The sequence below is a fragment of the Shewanella sp. SM20 genome (assembly GCF_025654545.1).
Classification (GTDB): Bacteria; Pseudomonadota; Gammaproteobacteria; order Enterobacterales; family Shewanellaceae; genus Shewanella; species Shewanella oncorhynchi.
The window spans coordinates 1-23,905 of the sequence record NZ_JAKKRK010000063.1 but is presented as its reverse complement, the minus strand read 5'-3'; the positions used below and the strand labels follow the sequence as shown (position 1 = coordinate 23,905).

General features: G+C 44.0%; 23 protein-coding genes and 3 tRNA genes. 16 read left to right on the top strand and 10 right to left on the bottom strand.

The window, feature by feature from the left end; all coding sequences use genetic code 11:
* Positions 1-201 precede the first annotated feature (201 nt).
* Together L5M18_RS20235 and L5M18_RS20230 are read right to left on the bottom strand one after the other, a co-directional pair.
* Positions 202-1,497, bottom strand: a complete 1,296-nt coding sequence (locus L5M18_RS20235; protein WP_263198391.1) for a tyrosine-type recombinase/integrase — start codon at positions 1,495-1,497, stop codon at positions 202-204.
* A gap of 61 nt (positions 1,498-1,558) precedes the next feature.
* The gene (locus tag L5M18_RS20230; protein WP_105252484.1) at positions 1,559-1,777 is read right to left on the bottom strand and encodes a hypothetical protein; all 219 of its coding nucleotides are present in this window, start codon (positions 1,775-1,777) and stop codon (positions 1,559-1,561) included.
* A gap of 180 nt (positions 1,778-1,957) precedes the next feature.
* On the opposite strand from L5M18_RS20230, the gene L5M18_RS20225 reads away from it, so the two are divergent.
* On the top strand, positions 1,958-3,529 hold the full coding sequence (locus L5M18_RS20225) for a DUF3369 domain-containing protein (protein WP_113940482.1): 1,572 nt from the start codon (positions 1,958-1,960) through the stop codon (positions 3,527-3,529).
* Between the two features lie 77 nt (positions 3,530-3,606).
* Here L5M18_RS20225 and L5M18_RS20220 read toward each other — a convergent pair whose 3' ends face one another.
* Positions 3,607-4,092: a hypothetical protein gene (locus L5M18_RS20220; protein ID WP_411569192.1), complete on the bottom strand. Its 486-nt coding sequence runs from the start codon at positions 4,090-4,092 to the stop codon at positions 3,607-3,609.
* Between the two features lie 224 nt (positions 4,093-4,316).
* On the opposite strand from L5M18_RS20220, the gene ccoN reads away from it, so the two are divergent.
* The 11 genes from ccoN to ttcA all read left to right on the top strand — a co-directional run bounded on the left by ccoN (position 4,317) and on the right by ttcA (position 14,546).
* Positions 4,317-5,753 (top strand): cytochrome-c oxidase, cbb3-type subunit I, encoded by a 1,437-nt coding sequence (ccoN, locus tag L5M18_RS20215; protein ID WP_028759964.1) that lies wholly within the window; start codon positions 4,317-4,319, stop codon positions 5,751-5,753.
* Between the two features lie 13 nt (positions 5,754-5,766).
* The gene (ccoO, locus tag L5M18_RS20210; RefSeq protein WP_028759965.1) at positions 5,767-6,393 is read left to right on the top strand and encodes a cytochrome-c oxidase, cbb3-type subunit II; all 627 of its coding nucleotides are present in this window, start codon (positions 5,767-5,769) and stop codon (positions 6,391-6,393) included.
* 11 nt (positions 6,394-6,404) lie between these two features.
* Complete coding sequence (locus tag L5M18_RS20205) at positions 6,405-6,581, top strand: CcoQ/FixQ family Cbb3-type cytochrome c oxidase assembly chaperone (protein WP_028759966.1); 177 nt, start codon at positions 6,405-6,407, stop codon at positions 6,579-6,581.
* Positions 6,581-7,549 carry a cytochrome-c oxidase, cbb3-type subunit III gene (gene ccoP, locus L5M18_RS20200; RefSeq protein ID WP_113940484.1) on the top strand — a complete coding sequence of 323 codons (969 nt, stop codon included), beginning with the start codon at positions 6,581-6,583 and terminating at the stop codon, positions 7,547-7,549. The genes L5M18_RS20205 and ccoP overlap by 1 nt, the downstream gene beginning before the upstream one ends.
* Before the next feature lie 110 nt (positions 7,550-7,659).
* Entirely contained in the window at positions 7,660-8,139 is a 480-nt protein-coding gene (locus tag L5M18_RS20195; protein WP_263198387.1) for a FixH family protein, read from the top strand.
* Positions 8,140-8,161: 22 nt separating this feature from the next.
* Positions 8,162-10,561: a heavy metal translocating P-type ATPase gene (locus tag L5M18_RS20190; protein WP_263198385.1), complete on the top strand. Its 2,400-nt coding sequence runs from the start codon at positions 8,162-8,164 to the stop codon at positions 10,559-10,561.
* Positions 10,562-10,598: 37 nt separating this feature from the next.
* Complete coding sequence (gene ccoS / locus L5M18_RS20185; RefSeq protein WP_263143450.1) at positions 10,599-10,847, top strand: cbb3-type cytochrome oxidase assembly protein CcoS; 249 nt, start codon at positions 10,599-10,601, stop codon at positions 10,845-10,847.
* On the top strand, positions 10,844-11,536 hold the full coding sequence (locus L5M18_RS20180) for a sulfite exporter TauE/SafE family protein (protein WP_168827705.1): 693 nt from the start codon (positions 10,844-10,846) through the stop codon (positions 11,534-11,536). Before ccoS ends, L5M18_RS20180 begins: the two co-directional genes overlap by 4 nt.
* 55 nt (positions 11,537-11,591) lie before the next feature.
* On the top strand, positions 11,592-12,344 hold the full coding sequence (etrA, locus tag L5M18_RS20175; protein ID WP_006081599.1) for an electron transport transcriptional regulator EtrA: 753 nt from the start codon (positions 11,592-11,594) through the stop codon (positions 12,342-12,344).
* A gap of 222 nt (positions 12,345-12,566) precedes the next feature.
* Entirely contained in the window at positions 12,567-13,499 is a 933-nt protein-coding gene (gene uspE, locus L5M18_RS20170; protein ID WP_105252478.1) for a universal stress protein UspE, read from the top strand.
* A gap of 78 nt (positions 13,500-13,577) precedes the next feature.
* Positions 13,578-14,546 (top strand): tRNA 2-thiocytidine(32) synthetase TtcA, encoded by a 969-nt coding sequence (gene ttcA / locus L5M18_RS20165; protein ID WP_263198383.1) that lies wholly within the window; start codon positions 13,578-13,580, stop codon positions 14,544-14,546.
* A 199-nt stretch (positions 14,547-14,745) separates the two neighbouring features.
* On the opposite strand, the gene L5M18_RS20160 is transcribed toward ttcA, so the two are convergent.
* The gene (locus L5M18_RS20160; protein WP_263198382.1) at positions 14,746-15,369 is read right to left on the bottom strand and encodes a DUF2987 domain-containing protein; all 624 of its coding nucleotides are present in this window, start codon (positions 15,367-15,369) and stop codon (positions 14,746-14,748) included.
* Positions 15,362-16,174: a glucosaminidase domain-containing protein gene (locus tag L5M18_RS20155; RefSeq protein ID WP_028759975.1), complete on the bottom strand. Its 813-nt coding sequence runs from the start codon at positions 16,172-16,174 to the stop codon at positions 15,362-15,364. Before L5M18_RS20155 ends, L5M18_RS20160 begins: the two co-directional genes overlap by 8 nt.
* A gap of 310 nt (positions 16,175-16,484) precedes the next feature.
* Between L5M18_RS20155 and L5M18_RS20150 the strand changes: the two genes are divergently transcribed.
* Entirely contained in the window at positions 16,485-17,405 is a 921-nt protein-coding gene (locus L5M18_RS20150; RefSeq protein WP_263198381.1) for a YvcK family protein, read from the top strand.
* A 113-nt stretch (positions 17,406-17,518) separates the two neighbouring features.
* On the opposite strand, the gene L5M18_RS20145 is transcribed toward L5M18_RS20150, so the two are convergent.
* The 5 genes from L5M18_RS20145 to L5M18_RS20125 all read right to left on the bottom strand — a co-directional run bounded on the left by L5M18_RS20145 (position 17,519) and on the right by L5M18_RS20125 (position 21,222).
* A complete protein-coding gene (locus tag L5M18_RS20145) occupies positions 17,519-18,712 on the bottom strand; it encodes an amino acid aminotransferase (RefSeq protein WP_105252476.1) in 1,194 nt (397 codons plus the stop codon).
* 392 nt (positions 18,713-19,104) lie between these two features.
* Positions 19,105-19,191 (bottom strand) — tRNA-Leu (locus tag L5M18_RS20140).
* Positions 19,192-19,241: 50 nt separating this feature from the next.
* Positions 19,242-19,315: transfer RNA gene (locus L5M18_RS20135), tRNA-Cys, on the bottom strand.
* 24 nt (positions 19,316-19,339) lie between these two features.
* Positions 19,340-19,415: transfer RNA gene (locus L5M18_RS20130), tRNA-Gly, on the bottom strand.
* Between the two features lie 373 nt (positions 19,416-19,788).
* A complete protein-coding gene (locus L5M18_RS20125; RefSeq protein ID WP_028759978.1) occupies positions 19,789-21,222 on the bottom strand; it encodes a glyceraldehyde-3-phosphate dehydrogenase in 1,434 nt (477 codons plus the stop codon).
* Positions 21,223-21,425: 203 nt separating this feature from the next.
* Between L5M18_RS20125 and L5M18_RS20120 the strand changes: the two genes are divergently transcribed.
* From L5M18_RS20120 to L5M18_RS20110, 3 genes are all read left to right on the top strand, one after another.
* Positions 21,426-22,325, top strand: a complete 900-nt coding sequence (locus tag L5M18_RS20120) for a DUF2989 domain-containing protein (protein ID WP_263198380.1) — start codon at positions 21,426-21,428, stop codon at positions 22,323-22,325.
* 201 nt (positions 22,326-22,526) lie between these two features.
* Entirely contained in the window at positions 22,527-23,537 is a 1,011-nt protein-coding gene (gap, locus tag L5M18_RS20115; protein ID WP_006081590.1) for a type I glyceraldehyde-3-phosphate dehydrogenase, read from the top strand.
* Positions 23,538-23,702: 165 nt separating this feature from the next.
* Positions 23,703-23,905 (top strand): transposase DNA-binding-containing protein (locus tag L5M18_RS20110; RefSeq protein ID WP_411569278.1); only part of this gene is annotated, 203 nt, incomplete at its 3' end.

Here is a 23,905-nt window from a genome sequence, read left to right as displayed (position 1 = left end):
AATCATACCACCACATATAACCTATTGATAGATATTGCATTGTTGATGCATCAGTATAGTGTTTGGAGCAGAATAGTACTTCGCACAATCCAAGTTATGCAAAACTCAGCCCTTTCAGGGCTGTTTTTTTATGTCCGGATGCTACAAAAAAAAGCAGTTTTACATAACGTGAGATCACATTGTGCGCATCTTTGTATCTAATCACTCTATGCCTTTCAAATGGTCGATTGGTTTGTTGAATGCACTTTCATGACGTTCAATTTGGCTTGTGTGCAAATATTGCGATGTAGTGTCGATACTTTCGTGGCCAGCATCGGCTTGTACATGGGATAACGGTCTGCGGTTGATGTTGATATCGTGCGTAATGCCAGTGTGACGAATATTGTGGGCAGTAAGTTTGCGCATCTGCGCCGCATCTTGTGTAAAGCCATCGATTTCTATACGTTCTGCAGCCAGATTAATTATTTTTTGAATTTCGTCGCGAACATGACGAATGCCTAGATTGGCATTGAGGATACCAACATCTCGGCCGCGTCCAGCAGCTTTATGCCGTACAAACAAAGGATGATTTTCGTCTGGTCCTGGATAATCCGTTAATCCTAAAAACTGACGATATTTGACTAATGCATCGAGCAAAGCTTTTGAAATCGCAACACTGCGTCTTTTACCACCTTTACTCAACGGAATATGAAAACTCCAGATGCCCGTTTGCTGATTACGTTTAAACTGGTTCATCACCGGCGAATAACCCGCACGTGCAGACACATCTGAAATGCGTAAATAACAGCAATAAATCAATGTAATGAGGAATAAACTTCTTTGATGTAACTCAGGAAATTCTTCTGCTAGTCCAGTAACGGTCGCCATAATATATGACCACTGTAATTCAGTGAATGCGAGACTATTTTCATCTTCATGACTTTGACGCTGATATTGCCTGTTTGCTGCAAATCGACTGTGATTAAGCCAGATTTGTGCAGGATTCCGCTCACAATATTCTTCACTTGTCAGGTACGAATAAAACGAAGACAAAATGGCCATTTTTGTTTTTAACGCATTATCGCTTAACACATAAGGCTGGATTTGCCCGAGTTGTTTTTTGCCGACAAATGGTCGCCATTGCGAGTTTGGAACCCGTTCATCATGCAGTTTATCGTACTTAAACTGTGGCACATTAAAATAACCGATCAGTGCAATCGGCGGTGCTTGGCAATAATCAACGTAACGGCTCATGTCTTTGCGCGTAACTTGAATGGGAGACATTGAAACTACATCAAAACACCAATGCAGAAACGTAGTGAGTTCACTGCGATAAGCTTTATAGTTGTTTTCGTTATGCTTTTGCTCAAATAGCCAATCACTGGCATGCTCGATGACTAAGCCCGCATCAACCACCTTTTTCATGCTAATTTGGGTGATATATTGGTTAACAATACTATTGCCAACTTGTATGAATTCAAATGAGTCAAATAACGGGATTACTGGAGGAAGTTGCATATTACATCTGAATTATAAGAGTTTCTTGTATGATAATACTTAAACGCAAATGCCGATAATGTTATTTATCGGCATCAAGATATGTCAGATTTTTAGCGCAACTTGAAAATGAACATTGCTGACAAGTAATACGCTTTTTGCAACAGATCAAGCATAGCTGCCACACTTGCTGTTTCGATTGGCTATCTAAGCACGTGAAGTCAGATGCGCAGATGTGTCCATCATGTATCAGCTGTGCCAATTTATGCGCTGAAATTGATAAGTTAATTCGATTAGTCATGCCCTTTCCCTCCCTATCATTATTTGATAGTAATAGAATACACAGATGAGAATAGTTATCAACAACGTAATTTAAGGATTGCCACTCATCTCGCTATTTTATGCAAGATTTTGCACCGCTTTGAAATGTGTCTACTACACTGATTATGTGATCATTATTTTTACTTGAATGAGGTATCGGATGCTGATTGATCTTGCAAAGAAAAACCCTCTTTTTTCCGGTAAAAAGTCTACCGAGACAACAGAGTCTGGTATTCCTTGGAAGGTATTAGTGGTCGATGATGAACCTGATGTTCATACCGTCACTAAGCTTGCCCTCTCCCGCTTTAAACTTGATGGCCGTGCCCTCACCTTTATCAATGCTTATAGTGCCGAACAAGCAAAAGAATTACTCAATCAAGAACATGACATCGCCATTGCCTTTATTGATGTTGTCATGGAAAGTGACCATGCAGGGTTAGAACTAGTAAAGTGGATCCGTGAAGAATTACTGAATAAAACCACTCGATTGATCTTACGTACAGGCCAGCCAGGGCAAGCACCTGAAGAAGACGTTATCGTCAATTACGATATTAATGATTACAAAGCAAAAGCTGAACTCGATTCCCGTAAGCTGATGACCAGCGTCTACTCAGCCCTTCGCTCTTATCGCGATATAATGGAAATCGAGCAAGCAAGGCGCACGCAAATAAATCACCGTAAGGGCTTAGAAAGAGTACTAGAAGCCACCTCAGGATTATTTGAACTACGCACCCTGCATAAATTCGCCGATGGGCTACTGACACAAGTGGCCACTCTACTTAATCTCGACTCAGAAACGCTACTGCTGACTTGTAATGCGATTGATGCGATTAGTGGTCATGTTGAACCTGTCAATATAGAAATCCTTGCAGGTACTGGCCAATTTGCTAATAAATCCCACATTACGCAACTACCTGAACATATTGATCGTCTACTGCGCAGTGCGCTCACCCAACAGCGGTGCCTTTATGAAGACAATTGCTTTATCGGTTACTTTCCCACCAAAGGCGGTTTAATCAATCTACTTTATATGGATGGTATTGATAGAATTGATGATCTTGATAAGAAACTCATTGATATTTTTGCCATCAACGTGGGCATAGCCTTTGAAAATTTGCTGCTCAATCAAGAGGTGGAAGATACACAATCAGAGCTTATTTTACGTTTAGGTGATGTTGTTGAAAGCCGCTCGAAAGAAGCTGCCAATCATGTGAAACGTATGGCGGAGTATTGTTCTCAATTAGCATTACTCGCCGGTTTAAGTGAATACGAAGCCGATTTACTGCGCCGTGCCTCACCAATGCATGACATTGGTAAAATTGCGATCCCCGATGCTGTCCTACTTAAACCCGGCAAATTAGATGACGAAGAATGGAAAGTTATGCGTCAGCACCCTATGATTGGCCATCAAATTCTTGCAAATTCTGAGAGACCAATACTAAAGGCCGCATCAATTATTGCACTGCAACATCATGAAAAATATGATGGTTCTGGTTATCCTGCAAATCTAAAACAAGACGAAATTCACATTTTCTCGCGGATTGTGGCAATCGCAGATGTGTTTGATGCCCTTTCCCATGCCCGCTGTTATAAAACAGCTTGGCCTTTAGAAGAGGTTTTAGCTGAAATGCGTAAAGGGGCGGCAACACACTTTGATCCTCACTTATTACAGCTCTTTATTGAAAATGTAGACATTTTTGTCAAAGTAAAAGAAAACTGGAAGGATCACTAATCTGTAATATGCCCAGTTGATGGTCTTGATGTTTAGAAAGCCATATCAAGCACTTTCAAAGATATATCAAGGCAGTTTTAACCATTGTCATCTGCGAGAAAATCAAAAACAGCCGTTTGAGTTTCACCATTAACGCTAAAACTAACAAAGCCACGCCAAACCATGTAGCCACTACTACAAGAACCGTAGACTAACTGACCGATATAAGTCATTTTGTCAGTTTGCTTCACATTTACAGGAATAACACCCATAAACATGTCTCTTCCTTCTAAGCGGATTTGCACATTAGAAATTGGCATGGAAGATAACAACTGTAATGTCAATGGCTTTTCGCTTGGAGCACTCCCTGGTGACAAGCGAAAAGTGAGCTCAACATCCTCAACTTTTTTAACACAATCCCCCTTAGAAAATTGGCAAAGTGAAGGATCAAGACTGCTTTTAAGTGTGACTTGCTTTGCATCTTCCTTACAAGCTGTGAGATTGAAGCTAAATAATGCGATAAATAAATAGGGACTCAGACGAGTTAGCACAAAGATTAACCTTATGATGCAATATGTTAACATTCTATGGCGTAGGTTGATCTAGATCAACTTTCCACACCCCTTCTTTGGTATCTTTTTTGATATGGCTCAAGTATCATTGCGAAACCTCATATTTGAGCAAAAATATGCAGGGTAACGCATTGACATCGCTCAGCAACCTTAATAGGGAGACTGAGTTTTATGTCATTTATAACAGGTAAAGCTTGTCTTTACTAAAAGTAAAAGTAATAAGCAGTGGAAGCATTATGATGAACCATTCCCAGCCAACAGGCGCTGATTACAATTACGCCATTGTCCGCCAATTTGCCTTAACCACAGTTTTGTGGGGTATTGTTGGTATGTCAGTCGGCGTATTAATTGCGGCTCAGTTAATCTGGCCTCAGCTGAACTTTGACACTCCTTGGTTAACGTATAGTCGCTTGCGACCATTACACACCAATGCGGTGATCTTCGCGTTCGGTACATCAGCCCTTTTTGCAACATCCTATTATGTCGTACAACGCACCTGTCAAACCCGACTATTTGCACCTAAGTTAGCCGCATTTACGTTTTGGGGATGGCAAGCCATCATTCTGTCAGCAGCTATCTCTTTACCAATGGGTTTCACCCAAGGAAAAGAATACGCTGAATTAGAATGGCCTATCGATATCGCAATTACTATCGTTTGGGTGTCCTACGCTATCGTGTTCTTCGGTACTATTATCAAACGGACAACTTCGCATATTTATGTGGCGAACTGGTTCTTTGGTGCCTTTATTATTACCGTTGCCGTACTACACATAGTTAACTCTATGGCAGTACCAGTCAGTCTGTTCAAGTCATACTCTCTGTATAGCGGCGCTGTCGATGCTATGGTGCAGTGGTGGTATGGTCACAACGCTGTAGGTTTCTTATTAACCGCAGGCTTCTTGGGGATGATGTATTACTTCGTACCTAAGCAAGCAGGTCGTCCTGTGTACTCTTACCGTCTTTCTATTGTCCACTTCTGGGCACTGATCGCACTGTATATCTGGGCTGGTCCTCACCACTTACATTACACAGCTTTACCTGACTGGACTCAGTCTTTAGGTATGGTGATGTCACTGATCCTATTCGCACCTTCTTGGGGCGGTATGATTAACGGTATCATGACCTTGTCTGGTGCTTGGCATAAACTGCGTACTGACCCTGTGTTACGTTTCTTAGTTGTTTCTCTGTCTTTCTACGGTATGTCTACCTTTGAAGGCCCTATGATGGCAATTAAGACAGTTAACGCGCTATCACACTATACAGACTGGACTATCGGTCACGTTCACTCCGGCGCGCTAGGCTGGGTTGCGATGGTGTCAATCGGTTCTCTGTATCACTTGATCCCTGTATTGTTCGGTCACGGCCGTATGTACAGCATCAAGTTAATTAACGTCCATTTCTGGTTAGCGACTATTGGTACTGTGCTTTACATCGTCTCTATGTGGATTTCAGGTGTAATGCAAGGTCTGATGTGGCGCGCAGTGAATGCTGACGGTACTTTGACTTATAGCTTTGTTGAAAGTCTGGAAGCTTCTTATCCTTTCTACTTCGTACGTTTCCTTGGCGGTTGTTTCTTCCTGACCGGTATGCTGATCATGGCATATAACGTGATCCGTACTGTGAAAGCCTCTAAAGATTCATTGCCAGCATTGGCTGAACCAACAGCGGCTTAAAGGAGCAAACTCGATGAAATTTAATCATGAGATAGTTGAAAAAAACATCGGTTTGTTAGCGATTTTTACCGTTATCGCTATCAGCTTCGGTAGTCTCGTTGAAATCACACCGTTGATTTTCCAAAAAGATACAACTGAGCCAGTTGAAGGTTTAAAGCCATACACTGCCCTGCAAATTGAAGGTCGTGACATTTATGTTCGTGAAGGTTGTTATAACTGTCACAGCCAGATGATCCGTCCTTTACGTGCAGAAACTGAACGTTATGGTCACTACTCTGTCGCGGGCGAATCAGTTTGGGATCATCCATTCCAATGGGGTTCTAAGCGTACGGGTCCTGATCTTGCACGTGTTGGCGGTCGTTATAGCGATAAATGGCATGAAGTTCACTTAATCGATCCTCGTGCTGTAGTTCCTCAATCGAATATGCCAGGGTTCCCATGGTTAGCCGAAAACAAGTTAGACGGCAAACTAACGGGTGACAAGATGACTATCCTACGTAACCTGCATAAAGGCGGTTACAAAGGTAATGATCTTTATACCGATGAAGAAATCGCAGGCGCACAGCAAGCTGTTGCAGGTAAGACAGAAATGGACGCCTTGATTGCATATCTTCAGTCTTTGGGTCACGCACTCAAATAAGGAGGCAATATATGGATTACGGCACATTACAAGGCATTTTAACCATCATTGTGATGCTGACCTTCGTCGGTATATTTGCTTGGGCATATAGCTCGCGTCGTCAAAAATCATTTGATGAAGCAGCTAACCTTGTGTTTTCCGATGAGGAAGTCAACAAGGTATCGAAGGACTCAGGAGAGAATAAGTGATGAGTAGCTTCTGGAGTGTTTGGATTACTGTACTCTCGTTAGTCGTGATCGCGGGTTGTTTTCTATTACTGCGTGTGTGTTCTAAGAACACCACTGACGTAAAAGAAGGCGAATCCATGGGTCACAGTTTCGACGGTATTGAAGAACTCAATAACCCACTGCCAAAATGGTGGAGTTATATGTTCTATATCACTATCGTGTTTGGCTTGATCTATTTGGCCTTATATCCTGGTTTAGGCAACTACAAAGGCCTATTAGGCTGGAGCAGTGCGAACCAAAGTATTGGTACTGAACAGGGGATTAAAGCCGATTCTGCTGCCGCGGTTGAGTTAGCCGCAAAAGAAGGTCGCTGGGTGCAATATGATCAGGAAGTGAAGCACGCCGATGACAAATATGGCCCAATCTTCGCGGCTTACTTGGCAACACCACTAGAAGAATTAGTGAAAAACCAAGAAGCGTTGAAAGTGGGTGGCCGTTTGTTCCTGCAAAACTGTGCTCAGTGCCATGGTTCTGATGCACGTGGTAGCAAAGGCTTCCCTAATCTTACCGATGGTGACTGGTTATATGGTGGTGAATTAGCCACGATTAAGACCACTATCATGGCAGGTCGTCATGGCATGATGCCACCCAAAGGTGGTTTGCCAATCGAAGATAGTGAGATTGCTGGTTTAGCTGAATACGTTGTTAAATTGTCTGGTCGTGAGCATGACGAGAAACTCGCTGCCCAAGGTCAAGGCTCATTCATGAAAGGTTGTTTTGCGTGTCATGGTATGGACGCTAAAGGCAACAAGTTTATGGGTGCTCCTAACTTAACTGACGATGTTTGGTTATATGGCGGTAGCCGTGGCATGATCGAAGAGACCATTAAACATGGTCGCGCAGGTGTGATGCCAGCGTGGAAAGACGTTCTCGGTGAAGAGAAAGTTCACGTCATTACAGCTTATGTTTATAGCTTGTCAAACAAGTAATTAGGTATAAGTAACACTAAGGCCTCGAAGACTTCGAGGCCTTTTTTTTAAAGTGCTAAAACCGTCTTTTAACGGTAAAATGGCGCAAATTTTTTGAATGGGTATCTGACATGAGCGAACAACAAGCCTGGTATAAGCAGTTCTGGCCTTGGTTTCTAATTATTCTTCCTTTATGTGCCGTCGTCGCAAGTTTTACCACGCTAAAAATTGCCCTTACGAACTCGGACTCTTTAGTCGCCGAGGATTACTACAAAGATGGCAAAGCCATTAATATGGACTTAAGTAAAGTGAAGTATGCCAAACAAATAGGCATGAATTTCTCACTCGTTCAAGCTAATAATGAGATTTTACTGACGCAGCAAGGGGGACCTGCATATCAAGCCGCCTTGAAAGTCGAGTTCTATCATCCAACCATTGCCGACAGAGATATGAAACTCACTGCGACGGCCGATGCCAGTAATGTGTATCGCATTACCATCCCTTCTACCCTAACCGGCCCTTGGGAAGTTCGCCTCGAAAGCTACGACGGTAAATGGCGAATTCACCAACGCGTTGAATTAAAAGATCACGTCCAACTTTGGCTGAATTGATTGTGGTTAAATAAGTAGCGCTATGACGTATCCAAGTTGTTTTCACTGCCAAGAGCCCGTTCTAACGGGCCAGCAGTTTGTGACTCGCATTAATGACCGTGATGAACTGATGTGTTGCCCTGGCTGCCAGGCGGTTTCTCAAGCGATTGTCGATGCGGGATTACTCAGTTATTATAAGTTCCGCACTGAGCCTGGCAGTAAACAGAATGCCCTGGTCCCCGAAGCATTAACGCAATTTAGCGCCTATGACTTGCCCGAAGTGCAGCAAGACTTTGTGCATTCTGAGGACAATGTCGAATCAGTATCACTCTCCATCGATGGTATCACCTGTGCAGCCTGTGCTTGGTTAATTGAACACAAAGTCAAACAACTCGCGGGCGTGAGCCAAGTGCTAGTCAACTCAACCACCCAACGCGCCATGATCAGTTGGGATAAACGCAAGGTAAAACTTAGCGATATTCTCGGACAAATTAGTCGTATCGGCTATCAAGCCGCGCCCTACCAAGTTGACGAACAAGAGCTCAACAATAAACTCAATAGTCGCAAATTTTTACTACGTTTAGGCTTAGCTGGCTTTGCGACTATGCAAGTCATGATGTTCGCCCTCGCCCTTTATACTGGCTACTTCACCGATTTAGACGTGCAGTATCGGGACTATTTCCGCTGGGTTAGCATGATTTTTGCAACGCCTGTGGTGCTTTATTCGGCGCAACCCTTCTATTTTAGCGCCATTCGTACCCTGCTCAGCGGCAAACTCAATATGGATGTGTCTGTTTCGATTGCCATTGGTGGTGCCTATACCGCAAGCTGTTTTGCCACAGTGAATGGCACAGGCGAAGTGTATTTTGAATCCGTATCCATGTTTACTTTCTTTTTGTTACTTGGGCGTTACTTCGAGCAAAAGGCAAGACAAAAGGCCTCGGTCAGCTCCAGTAATTTACATAAATTGGTGCCGCTCACTGCACACTTAGTCACCGAAAATGGTCAAGAAGAAATTCCGGCCAAAAAGTTACGCCTCAATGATGTGATCCTTGTAAAACCAGGGGAAATGGTTGCGGCCGATGGTGTGGTGATTGAAGGCCACACAAACATCAATGAAGCTATGCTCACTGGTGAGCAAATGCCCATTGAAAAGCAGCAAGATCAGCAAGTGTACGCTGGCACTATCAACGTCGATCAACCGATAAAAGTTAAAGTTACCGCGTTAGGGCAAGACCAACTCGTGGCGGAAATTATTCGACTGCAGGAGCTGGCATCCAATACAAAACCTGCGATAGCCCTATTAGCCGATAAATTATCCCGCTATTTCTCGGGTACGATTCTAACAATCGCGACGATCACCTATTTGGTTTGGCAACAGATTTCCCCAGAGGATGCCTTTTGGGTAACGCTATCGGTTCTGGTCGCCACTTGTCCTTGTGCCTTAGCGCTAGCGACACCGACCGCCGTCACCTGTGCAACCGCCATTTTTACGCGTCTTGGCATCATTACTCGCAAGGCCGGTGTCTTTGAAAAACTGCCGCAGATTAAACATGTGGTCTTTGATAAAACTGGCACCCTTACCTGTGGTACGCTCTCTATCGGGCAAACGCAGTGCATGGCCGATTTAACAAAGACGCAGGCCTTAGCCATTGCAGCGGCGCTGGAAACGGGCTCTCGCCATCCGATTGCGGCTGCATTTGCCCTATTTGCCGATAATACCTTGGTCGCAGAGCAAGTTCACCATGAAGTCGGCTTTGGTGTTCGAGGCCGTATCGAGGGGACTGACTATTTAATTGGTAATGCTGTATTTACTGGCGCACGTGTCGATACTCAAGACCCAACCCAAAAGATTTGGTTAGCACGCTCAGCCAATGAGCAGCTTGAAGTGCTTGCCAGCTTTGAGATCCAAGATAATATTCGTCAAGACAGTAAGGCCACGATTGAGATATTAAAGCAACAAGGTTGCCGCATTAGTATCGCCAGCGGCGATAGCTCGGGACATGTGCATCAACTAGCCAAAGAGCTGGGAATTGAAGATGTGCACAGCGGATTAACGCCCGCGGGTAAACTTGCCCTAGTAACGAAATTACAACAGCATACTCGCGTGGCGATGTTTGGCGATGGCATCAATGATGCGCCAGTACTTGCGGGGACTGATTTGTCGGTCGCCATGGGCAGTGGCAGTGCGATTGCCAAAAACAGTGCCGATTTGATTTTACTGGGCGATCATCTATCCCGTTTCACCCAAGCTGTCGCGGTCGCTAAACTGACCACGCAAATTATTAAACAAAATTTAGCTTGGGCGCTGGGTTACAACGCCCTTATCTTGCCTTTAGCTGTCACTGGTCATGTGGCACCCTATATTGCCGCGATTGGCATGTCGGCGAGTTCTTTGATTGTGGTCGGTAATAGCCTGAGATTATTACGGGTAAAAGTGTGATCATAATAAAACGTTTAACAGATACTAAGAGGTCATTATGGAAATTATTTATGTGCTTATCCCCATTGCCATGATCTTCGTCGCCATTGCGGTAATGGTATTTTTTTGGGCAGTGAAATCTGAGCAATTTGATGATCTTGACCGTCAAAGTGTTTCTATATTGTTTGATGAAAATACTGACAAACCTGGCCATCTAGCCCCCCCCGCCATTCAGTCAACAGCAGAACATGATGACATCGCAGCGCAGCAAGCGATAAAAAATCAGCAAAAAGGCATGCCTTTGTGATTGAGTACAATGTCACCGGTGCCTTTCTCGTCGGCTTGATGGGAGCTGCACATTGTTTTGGTATGTGTGGCGGTTTAGTGGGCGCTTTTTCCGCCCAAATCCCTCATCCTAAAATAGGTAACCAGCTGGCCCATCAGCTTAAATATTTACTGAGTTACAATTTAGGCCGTATTTTAAGTTATACCTTAGCGGGCGGCTTAGTGGGCGCATCGTCGGCAGGTCTTGGTCGCTTATTTGAGCTGGATATTTATCTGATTGTCCTGCGCATGATTGCCGGACTGATGATGATCGCAACAGGACTTTACATCGCTAAAATTTGGGTTGGAATAGTGCAAATTGAGCGTGTAGGTCAATGGCTATGGCAATATTTAAAACCGCTAGCGCAGCGCCTTGTTCCAATCAAGAATCCGAGCCAAGCAGTCATGGCGGGATTCATTTGGGGCTGGCTCCCCTGCGGCCTCGTCTATAGCACCTTAACTTGGTCGGTTGCATCTGGCTCTGCCAGCCAAGGCGCCTTGATTATGTTAGCCTTTGGCTTGGGTACTTTACCCGCCCTATTAAGTGCTGGCGTGGCGGCAAAACGCCTTGCTGCATGGGTACAAAAGAAAACCGTTAGACTATTGAGCGGCTTACTGTTAATTGCCTTTGGTGGTCAAACTTTATATATCGCACTCGCGCAGCTAAACTAGCCCAAGTGCGTGAATTGGTTTAACATGGCAGCAGTGGATTAACTTGAGAATCAACATGACAATTGAACAAAATAAGAATCGTCGTCCTGCCGCTAGCGGATGTACAATCCATTGTCACGATTGCAGTATGGGTACCCTTTGTATTCCTTTTACCCTCAATGCAAGTGAGCTAGATCAGCTCGATGATATTATTGAGCGTAAAAAGCCAATCCAGAAAGGCGAGCAAATTTTTAAGTCAGGTGACGCGTTGAAATCCCTGTTTGCGATCCGCTCTGGCACCATCAAAAGTTACACTATTACCGAGCAAGGTGATGAGCAGATAACGGGCTTCCATCTCGCGGGTGATGTGATTGGTTTTGATGGTATTCACGCTCAGTTGCACCAGAGTTTTGCACAGGCCCTCGAGACCTCTATGGTCTGTGAAATCCCCTTTAATATCCTCGATGAACTTTCGGGCACTATGCCTAAGTTACGTCAGCAGATCATGCGTCTAATGAGTAATGAGATCATGAGCGATCAAGAAATGATCCTGCTGCTCAGTAAGAAAAATGCCGAAGAACGTCTAGCAGCGTTTATCAGTAATTTAGCAAATCGTTTCGGCAGCCGTGGTTTCTCACCTAAAGAATTCCGTTTAACCATGACCCGTGGTGACATTGGCAATTATCTCGGTTTAACCGTTGAGACCATCAGCCGCTTACTTGGACGCTTCCAAAAGTCAGGCTTGATTGAGGTTAAGGGTAAGTACATCACTATCCTCGACTCGCAAGAGCTGAATCTGTTAGCGGGTAATTCTCGCATCGCGAGATAGTCAATCGCAAGAGCATTAACCGTGAGAGGTCAAGCCTAAATAATTGTCGCCAATAGCATAACAGTTTAATGGTAAAAGCTGTGCTTGCTAGACATGTCATGCAGATTAAGGCATGATTTTTAAGCGAGTTTTAATCAATTTCAAATGAGTTTGATCTAGAACAATACAGCTCACTGCCAAAGGCTCATGATGATATTGAGCCTATGACTAAAGGAACCAAACATGAAGGATTATCAAAAAATACTGGTTGTGGTTGACCCTACCACTGAGAATCAAGTTGCCCTTGCACGAGCGGTCGCCTTGGCCAGTAAATGCAACGCTCAAGTCACTGTGTTTCTTTCTATCTTCGACTTCTCTTACGAAATGACTTCGATTCTGTCGAATCAAGAACGTGAAGCCATGCGTCAAGGTGTCATAGATCAACGGCTCGCTTGGATCCAAGACTTACTCGCCGCTTATACTCATCTGCAACTCAATATCGATACTCAAGTCATTTGGCATAACCGCCCCTTTGAAAGCATTATTAATCATGCTATTTCAGGGCAATACGACTTGATTGTTAAAGGCACCCATGCCCACGACAAACTCAAGGCGGTGATCTTCACTCCAACTGATTGGCATTTGATGCGTAAAGCCCCTGTGCCAGTGTTGATGGTGAAAGCCCATGACTGGCCAGCCGCGGGCAAAATCCTCTGTGCTGTGAATGTGGCAACCGAAGATACCGATCATCAAATGCTTAACGGTAAAATTATTGAACATGCAAAAGATTTGGCGAAAAAGTTCTCTGCTGAAGTACATTTAGTCAATGGTTATCCCGGCACGCCTGTTAACCTTGCCATTGAGCTTCCTGACTTTGATGCCCAGTCATACAACGAAACCATTCGCATGCAGCATGAGCAGCGCGTGAGTTATCTTGCTGGCGCTTATGATATTAATCCAAGTCATTGCCATGTAAAAGAAGGTTTACCAGAAGATGTGATCCCTGAACTGGCTGAAAAACTTGATGCTGAATTGGTGATCCTAGGGACTGTCGGTCGTACCGGATTTTCAGCAGCATTGATAGGCAATACCGCTGAACATGTTATCGATAGCATCAACTGCGATTTATTGGCTATAAAGCCCGACGGTTATAAATCACCGTTAGAAGAAGCCTAAGCAATACGCGGCTCTTTACCCCGCCAAAGATAGCTGGAATAATACGCGCCCTGAAACTGTGTTACTGGGCGCTTTTTTATGCTTGAAGCTATATCTGAAGTTACGGCAAATCCTATGCCGGAAGAATTATCAAAAAAACAAACTACCCGTCTGAATAAATTACAGAAGCGGCTTCGTCGTGAAGTGGGCAGCGCGATTGCCGATTACAATATGATTGAAGATGGCGATAAGATCATGTGCTGCCTCAGTGGCGGTAAAGACAGCTACGCCATGCTCGATATTTTAATGAATCTGCAGCAACGCGCGCCCATTCAGTTTGAAATCATTGCGGTTAATTTAGATCAGAAGCAACCAGGCTTCCCTGAGCATGTATTGCCTGCCTATCTCGATAAGCTCAATGTGCCTTATCACATCCTCGAGAAAGATACCTACTCGATAGTGAAAGACAAAATTCCGGAAGGTAAAACCACCTGCTCCCTATGCTCTCGCCTGCGCCGCGGAACGCTTTATGGCTTTGCTCAGCGTATCGGCGCCACTAAAATCGCCCTAGGCCATCACAGGGATGACATTATCGAGACCTTGTTCTTAAATATGTTCTTTGGCGGTAAGATGAAAGCAATGCCGCCAAAGCTGCTGTCGGATGATGGCGCCAATATCGTCATACGTCCCCTAGCCTATTGTCGCGAGAAAGATCTCGAAGAATATGCCAGCTTAAAAGAATTTCCAATCATTCCATGCAACTTGTGTGGCTCACAGGAAAACTTAAAGCGCGCCGCAGTCAAAGACATGCTGAATCAGTGGGATAGACAGTATCCTGGTCGTATTGAAACAATATTCACCGCCATGCAAAACACCGCACCATCACAGGGTGTTGACCGTGAACAGTTCGACTTTGTGTCTCTAACACGTGACCCAGATGCGCCTATGCGTGGTGATGTTGCTGAAGCCAATCTACCTGCATTCGATTTTCTTGATATCGCCAATAGTGGTCGTATCGATTTGGATGCAGCAAAACGCATTGATATTGTTAACACTTACGAAGTCTAACTTAGACTGAATTTAGCGCCTATTCAGTAAGAGAAGTTAACGCAACGAAAGTATGCAAGATAAATTAGCTAAACAAAAATGCCCACATTAAGTGGGCATTTTTATGGCAACAAAATAAGTTAAGACTGCCTACACTATCTTTGAGCCCGTGCTTCTGAATCGATTTTTTCAAGATGCCAATTCAACGAGGCAAAGAGGATCACTTCACCCAAGGACTCAACACTAATGGCTGGGCACTGAAGCTTAGCGTGGTGATGTTTTCAAGCTCATTAGCGGCTAATTTATAACTGCCTTTTATCGCTTCTTCTCGACCATTAAGGCGTACATAGACTTCTTGTTCAGGTGAGAATTCAAAGTTTAAGCCAGTAATGGATTCCCTAAAATAACGCATCGGGAAGCCTTGCATAGCACCGAGCAGCGTGTCCATCTCAGTCATGATTTGTTGTAAGCGCGTTTTATCGTACTCGGCTAATGTCTGTTTTGCTCTAACTTGCATTGCAATACCACATCCCTCAGCGCTGCCAGCGAAATGCAGATTAACCAAGGCTCGCTGATCTTTTAAATCATCATCTAAGGGAATGAATAACCGCTGGGCATCAGTATACGTCAGTGGCGTTGAGGTTTTTTCACTGGAAATAGAACCACTTTGGATCAAACAATTCTTTTGCATTGGAACACTAAAAGCCACTTCCACGAGTTGATAACCGCCTTTATTGACTTGTTTCAACCTATCATAAAAGCCTTTATATTCAAGGGATACAGTTTCTGCAGCGGCGCTAGTTGCCAAAAAGAACAGGCTACTAAACAACAGTTTTTTATACATCGACATTCACCAAATATTTTTCATTATGACGTAACATATCAAGCAGCTCATCAATATAAGCTTCTTGTCTTTCAGAATAATTCACTAAACCGTAAATCAATTGATCCGCTGTTGGCTCTAGCTCCTGTGAACGTAAATCTGCTCGAATAGAGCGAAATAACGCATAGGCAGTATTAGAATTTAAATTACGCATATAGGATGAAACCGATTCATCAACCGATGAAAACACTTTCACCTCATGACTTTTACCCGAACCACGTGAGGACGGCACTATGCCGCAGCCAGAAGTAAAACACCATTCACCAAAAAAGTTAAAACCTTCTCTGGCAAAACGTGAACTCCCCCAACCAGATTCATTCGCGGCTTGAATTAACACCATAGATTCCGGCACGATATCGACACGTTTAAGTAAGCTTGCTAATGACTTAGCATCTACGTTACGCGCCGCATATTGGTATTTATCGAATAACGCATTGATCTGCGCTAATTCGGTATCAGATAAACTCTTACCATTATCGACTAAGGCAAGCATCTCATTGATAAAGCCACGCTCCATCAAGATAATGGCATTCTGTTGCTGAACAATCGGCCGCAGGAAATCAAAAAAAGCTTTCTTCTTTTCGGTAATGTCGCTGATCGCTGAAAAGTCAGGGACTTGCGTAACAGGATCGACATCGCTAACGAATTGGGGCGCAATAGCGGATGAGTCATTCGAGTGAGGAATGATCCAAACTCGTAATGCAAAAATCGCCACTATGACCATGGCTAATGCCAATGTAAACGAACCGATTCTACCCGTTTTCAATCATTCACCTTAGGTGTAACGCCCTTATTGGGCAAATAAAGGCCGGATTATAAGCTATTTGTCAGATTTCACGAAATTTGCCCATCATCATGATCACGAACTCAGGTACAATATTACGCCTGAGGCACCATTATCGAGTCGAGCTTGCTATTACGCCGTCATTTATAGATGCAAGCATTTGACTGAGTATTTATACTAAGGTTCCTTAGCGTTATCACCATTGCACAACGGCTCATGAGTCATCCCGCTTATAGCGACAATGGATGGCTATGACATTAAATTTTCGGGTATTCAGGAAGGAAAAACCCAGATGCAGCATTTGATGTTTAATCAATTTGAACGTGTCGTCGCCATCGGAGGAGGCCATGGTTTAGGCCGAGTATTATCCTCGCTCGATTTTTTAGGCAACCGCCTTACAGGGATTGTCGCCACCACTGATAATGGTGGTTCTACTGGTCGACTGAGAGCCGAGCAAGACTGTATTGCTTGGGGTGATTTACGTAACTGCTTATCCCATTTAGCTAATCGTCCTTCCGTTGGCTCGCAATTGTTTGAATACCGTTTCCAAGGTGCCACTGAACTCAGTGGCCATAATTTAGGTAATTTAATCTTACTGGCTCTTGATCAACTCTGCGTTCGTCCATTAGAAGCGGTTAATCTCATCCGTAACTTACTTAAGATAGAAACCCAACTTATTCCCATGTCAGAGCAGCCCACTCACTTAGTGGCCCTGCAAGCTTGTGGCAGTAAAGTCTTTGGGGAAATTAATGTCGACAGTATGAATGAAGCGCCCATCGCGCTCTGCCTTGAGCCACAGGTCGATGCCACCTTTGAAGCCTGTGAGGCCGTTCGGCACGCAGATTTAGTTATCCTAGGCCCTGGCAGCTTCTTAACCAGTATCATGCCGCCACTGCTGTTACCTAAGTTCGCGAAAAGCCTCGCTGCAACTAAAGCGCAGGTGATCTTTATCGATAACCTTGCCGAAGAGGCCTCACCCGCGGGTCGGTTTAGCATTGAGCAACGTATCGCTTGGTGTCACCAAGTGATTGGTAAGCCCATTATTCACAAAGTACTTCGCCACGGTGAACAAACGCGTTTAGGGCCACTGATTAACTATTTTCCGTTGAAGAATCGCCATAATCCCAATCTACATGATCAAGCTAATTTATTAGATGCATTAAGCGCCCTGCTGCGGATCAATGATCTCACTCAACAACCGCTTGCCTGCTAACGCTTACCTGTTAATCATTCAATCGAAATAATAAAGGACAGCAAGTGCTGTCCTTTATATTGTAAAGCTAAAAGGAATGTCCCTTTAGTCTGTCTATAAGGCTGCAATAACCATTACAACACTTGTGCTATGGCTTTACAGATAACAGGCATATTCGTCTTAGTCATGCCTGCAACGCTAATGCGTCCAGAGCCGACAATATAGACACCAAATTCGTCTTTCAAACGTGCCACTTGGGCTTTGTTTAAACCTGAGAAACTGAACATGCCATTTTGGCGAGAAATAAAACTGAAGTCCTGAGTCACGCCCTCAGCCTTTAAGCTATCAACAAACAGAGTACGCATTTCGGCGATACGTTCACGCATCTCTTTGACTTCCTGCACCCACATGGCTTTCAGAGCTGCATCATTTAATATCGTGCTGACGATCAGTGCACCGTGGGCTGGCGGATTAGAATAGTTGGCGCGTATGGTACGTTTCACTTGGCTAAAAGCACGTACGGCAGCATCAGCATCTTCAGCCACCACAGTCACGGCGCCAATACGCTCGTTGTATAGACCAAAGTTTTTAGAGAAAGAGTTAGCGACCAGCAACTCAGACACTTTAGACGCGACTAAACGCAGACCTGCCGCATCTTCTTCAATGCCAGCACCAAAACCCTGATAAGCAAAGTCAAACAGTGGCACGAGTTTCTTATCAGCACACAATTGAGCAACAAGTTCCCATTGCGCCAACGTTAAATCGATACCCGTTGGGTTATGGCAGCAACCGTGTAGCAGCACGACATCGCCCGCATTGGCGTGAGACAAGTCAGTCATCATGGTATCGAAATCGATGTCATGGGCTTCTGCTTTGTAATAACCGTACTCTTTAACCGTTAAACCCGCCGTTTCAAAAATATTTTGATGGTTGGCCCACGTTGGATTACTCACCCAAATAGTGTGCGAATCGGTATTACGCAGTAAAAACTCAGCAGCAATACGCAGTGCTCCTGTACCACCAGGAGCTTGCGCTGTGGCAGCACGGCCAGAAGAAATTAATGCACTGCCTTCGCCAAACAACAAGGTTTGTACTACACGGTTATAAGCTTGAACGCCTTCAATGCCTAAGTAGTTTTTGGTCTTCTCTTGCTCAAGTAAAATGGCCTCGGCTTTTTTCACTGAAGCCAGAACGGGAGTCTGTCCTGCCTCATCCTTATAAATGCCAACACCAAGATTAACTTTATCCTGACGCGGATCAGCTTTAAAGGTATCGGTTAAACCAAGAATTGGATCAGCGGGTGCGAGTAATACTTGAGAGAAAATCATGACTACGTATCCTAATATGCGCGTGTAGGGGAAATTTCGGCTTATTTATACCACTGTCTTTAAGGGGGTAATAGCGACTTAAGTCCCTTCTTAAGGAAATTATTACACTATTGTCGATTCAACAATAAAACGTACATTTTATTACGCAATTATTACCAAAATAGTGACATTACTTAAATAAAGCGATTTACAACATCTAGATCACAAAATCACTCAGTTTTGTATTGTAGAAAAGAAACAGGTCAGAAGTCGCAATACTGAATGAGTAAAATAGTGGGCTTGGGCCTAACCAATCTATAGCTGTAGTGATACTAGATTAAGAATCATGAAATGTGGGTGTAGAAGTTATAAAGCAAAAAAGCCCTGACATCAGTCAGGGCTTTTTTGTTTTTTGGTACCCGAGGCCAGACTTGAACTGGCACGCTGTTACCAGCGAGGGATTTTAAATCCCTTGTGTCTACCGATTCCACCACTCGGGCAAACTCTTTATATTAACGACGGGAATCGTGTCATTAATACTTTATATCTATGGAGGCGCGACCCGGAGTCGAACCGAGATCGACGGATTTGCAATCCGCAGCATAGCCATTCTGCCATCGCGCCCAAACTGCCAAATTTATTAAAATTTGGAGCGACATATCGGGTTCGAACCGATGACCTATACCTTGGCAAGGTATCGCTCTACCAACTGAGCTAATGTCGCCTATCATTGCGCTTAATCATTTGAACTCATGCTCGGCATGCTTTCCCCTGACTGCGGATTGGCATTCTACCGATTTAGACCTCAGAGTCAATCAACAATTTTTAAAAAATGATCTAAGCCGTATCGTTTGCCCAATAAACCGCCACACCTCAGTAAAGTTGATGTTTCATTCATCAATTTAGGCTTTGTACCGATACTGATGCCGATGCTACCGCTAATTAAACGCGGCAGATAAACAAGGGATCATGGTGAGCTATGGAGTCGAGTCCAATAAAATTGTAGAAGTATAGAAAAACAAAAGCGCCCTATTGGGCGCTTTATTCAAAGGTTAAGCAAAGTCATTAATCACTCGAGCAAAACCTACGTGGGCAATTTACGCAGGTAGAGATAGCGTCGTTAAACCTAACATAGTTTGCATTACGCCAACCACTTGGCAACTGTAACCAAATTCGTTGTCATACCATACATAAAGAATGGCACGCTTGCCTTCTGCAATAGTCGCTTGTGAATCAACCACACCCGCGTAGCGAGAACCGACTAAATCGCTCGATACAATCTCAGTAGAGTCTGTGTAGTCAATTTGATTTTGCAGTGGTGATTGTAGCGCCGTATCTTTCAGATACTCGTTAAGCTCATCTTTACTGGTTTCAGCATTCAGGTTCATGCTGATGATCGCCATAGAGACGTTAGGCGTCGGCACACGAATCGCGTTACCTGTTAACTTACCGGCTAATGCAGGTAAAGCTTTAGCAACCGCTTTTGCTGCACCCGTTTCAGTGATCACCATGTTTAATGGTGCACTACGGCCACGACGGTCAGCGGTATGATAGTTATCAATCAGGTTTTGATCGTTGGTATAAGAATGAATCGTTTCAACGTGACCATTCTCGATACCATATTTATCATTCACAGCTTTCAGTACTGGCGTAATAGCATTGGTGGTACAACTCGCCGCTGAAACGATAATGTCTTCAGGGGTAATATCGCCTTCGTTCACACCGTAAACGATATTCTTAATCGCGCCTTTTGCAGGAGCCGTCAGTAATACTTTGCTGGCACCAGGGCTCTTAAGGTGTAAACCAAGACCCGCTTCATCTTTCCAAATACCTGTATTATCAACAATCAATGCATCATTGATGTCGTATTTAGTGTAATCCACTTCGTCGGGTGAATTAGCATAGATCACTTGGATATAAGTGCCGTTGGCGATGATGGCGTTGTTCTCTTCGTCAACTTCAACAGAACCATTGAAAGGACCATGGACTGAGTCACGACGCAGTAAACTCGCGCGTTTTTCTAAATCGCCTTTCTTACCGCCACGTAAAACGATAGCGCGTAACCTTAACTTATTGCTGCGACCTGTGCGTTCAATCAGCAAGCGTGCCAATAAGCGACCGATACGGCCAAAACCATAAAGCACGACGTCACGCGGCGCGACATCATCGGCATGGTCGATGGCATCGGCCAATTCTTTTGCCATATAGCTTTCAATTTCGCTGACATCAGTATGGTCGCGCCAGTAATTGACAGCGAGTTTACCAATATCCACTTTACATTGTTTAACTGCGAGTTTGCTCAAAGCTTGAACGAAGGGGAAACTCTCGCGTAAACGTAATTTTTCACCGACATGACGACGAACTAAACGGTGCGCTTTAATGATTTCAATCGTAGAAGCATTGAGTAACGGCTTGCCGTAGACCACGACTTCAACGCCTTGGTTACGGTACAACTTGCCTAACAAAGGCTGCATCGCCTCTGCCATTTCAAAACGTTCTTGCCAACTTTGTAGGTGTTTATCAGCGCTCATTTACAGATCCTTTATCTCACTTTTCAATAAAATGTACTGAAAGGTTTGAGTAACATGACGAAAAGACCAATAATCTAATGCGGGTTTTAGGGAAAACCCTGTTTTGGTCGGCGCCATTGTAATGAAAGTCGCGCTTTGTTGCCAGTAAGATATTTTCTGTAAATCTGTAATTTTATTAGAAAAATTATCGTTTGGAGAGTGTTTTGAGACAAAATCTAGTAATAATTACATCATTTACCTTAGGGATGAGCTTTTTCGGTCTTTTCGGTTGTGATAATGACCGAAATATCTCAGCAATTTGTAAAAATAATCCTGAAATTTGTGCAGATTTGCATAAGGACAGCTGGTGTTTGACTGAAAAGACCAAACTTATCCAAAACCGCTACATGTTAAAAGACAACGAAAACCTCACAGGTAAGCAGCTCTACTCACAATTAACCTACCTTGAGGATTACAGCCGTTGCATTGAACTCGCCTCTGGCGTTCAGCATATCATCCACACCAATCGCACAGCTGATAGAGCCAGAGCCTTTAGACTAAGCACTCAAAATTTAAGTTTACTACAAGATCAAACCCGTGAACGGCAAGACCCTTTTATGTCCTATTACCAATGGACTCGCTTTGGCGATACCGTTGCGTTAAATAGATTATTAGAACAGGAAAACGCCGGCGAAGTGACTGACCCCTTTCTACTTGCCCAAGTCGCAACCTATTACAGCAATCGAAATGACATCAAAGCGCAACAACTCTATCTTAAAGTCTTTGCGGAGATCCAATACGATGATTTCGACGTTAACTGGTTACTTGGGCTCGCATCTGCCTATCGCCAGCAACAGGTTTTAGATAAATCCTATATGCTGACGAAAGCAAATTTACTACTTACGCAGCAGAAGTATTCTGAAGAAAAAATGCTAGCCTTGCTCGGTGGCAATAAAACGCTGGCGACTGAACTCGATTTAAAAGCCCAAGCCCTTATCGATGTGCTAAAAAAGGGCACTTATTCTATGAGTCCAGTAAGACAATGGCTTGATCCTCAAGCAGTTACCCAAGCGCCAACTGCAACTGAGGTGCCGCCGCCTGCGCCTGTCGAAAAAGTAAACTAAGCAACTGATGGCAAAATGTTTGCCATCTTGTAATTTTTTACCCAATTAACGCGTGAAAAATGGCGATTTCGCGACCGATGTAAAAAAAATACCTAATTTGTTAATCAAGACAGCGGTAAAATGCCGATTTAACTTGACGATAGCTGTCAGTTTGGTAATTTTACTACCAGTTGAATTTTATAATCACCAGAGGGATATGAGATGACTATCCGTGTAGCAATAAATGGCTATGGCCGTATCGGTAGAAACGTATTACGCGCCTTGTACGAAAGCGAAAAAGCTTATCCAATCAAGATTGTCGCTATTAATGATTTAGGCGACGCTTCAATCAACGCTCACCTGACAAAATACGATTCTGTTCATGGTCGTTTCAATGCCAAGGTTGACCATGATGCAGAAGCCATTTATGTGAATGGCGATAAGATCCTCACTTTCCAAGAACGTGATCCTGCAAAACTGCCATGGGCAGAGCTACAGGTTGACGTGGTTTTCGAATGTACCGGTATCTTCACTTCTAAAGAAACCGTTCAACCACATTTAACCGCTGGCGCGAAGAAAGTGATTATTTCTGCTCCAGGCAAAAACGTCGATGCCACAGTTGTTTACGGTGTGAACAACAACGTGCTGACGTCAGACATGACAGTGATTTCAAATGCTTCTTGTACAACAAACTGTTTAGCCCCTTTTGCTAAGCCGTTAAATGACGAGATTGGTATCGAATCAGGCCTGATGACCACCATTCACGCTTATACCAACGATCAACGTTTATCTGACGTGTACCACACAGATTTACGTCGTGCCCGTGCTGCGGCACTGTCAATGATCCCAACTAAAACTGGCGCAGCTGCTGCTGTAGGTTTGGTTGTACCTGAATTACAAGGTAAATTCGACGGTTTAGCGGTTCGTGTACCTACAGTTAACGTATCACTCGTGGATTTATCTTTCATCGCTGCCCGTGACACTACAGTTGAAGAAGTGAATGCCATTATTGAACGTGCTGCCAGCGTTGCGCCATTGAGCGAAGTGTTAGCGGTAAACAAAGAGCCATTGGTGTCTATCGACTTTAACCACAATGCGTTTTCTTCAAACTTTGACGCCACTCAAACCCGTGTGAACGGTCGTTTAGTGAAAGTGATGTCTTGGTATGATAACGAATGGGGATTCAGTAACCGTATGTTAGATAACGCGGTTGCACTGATGAACGCCAAGTAAGTAAGCGTAAAGTAATCTAGTCACTAGATTCTGCGTTACTCAATTAAGCCTCGTATTTGCCTGTCTCTTCTACACAAATCCCTCGGTTTGCCCCGGGGGATTTTTTTGAACCATTTTTAATTAACCTGATCTGATCCTGACCTTTTGTTTCAGATACCACATGCCATGTTTTTAAGTGAACCATCACTCTGGGCACAGAGCATTTTTCAGCGCGCAAAATTAGGGGATGTACGAAGGACCAAACGGCTTGTACAGTTGGCGGCTCAACTTGCAGCTCATACAGGACAATCTATCGTGCAATCTCTTTCTTGTACAGTTGGCGGCTCAACTTGCAGCTCATACAGGACAATCTATCGTGCAATCTCTTT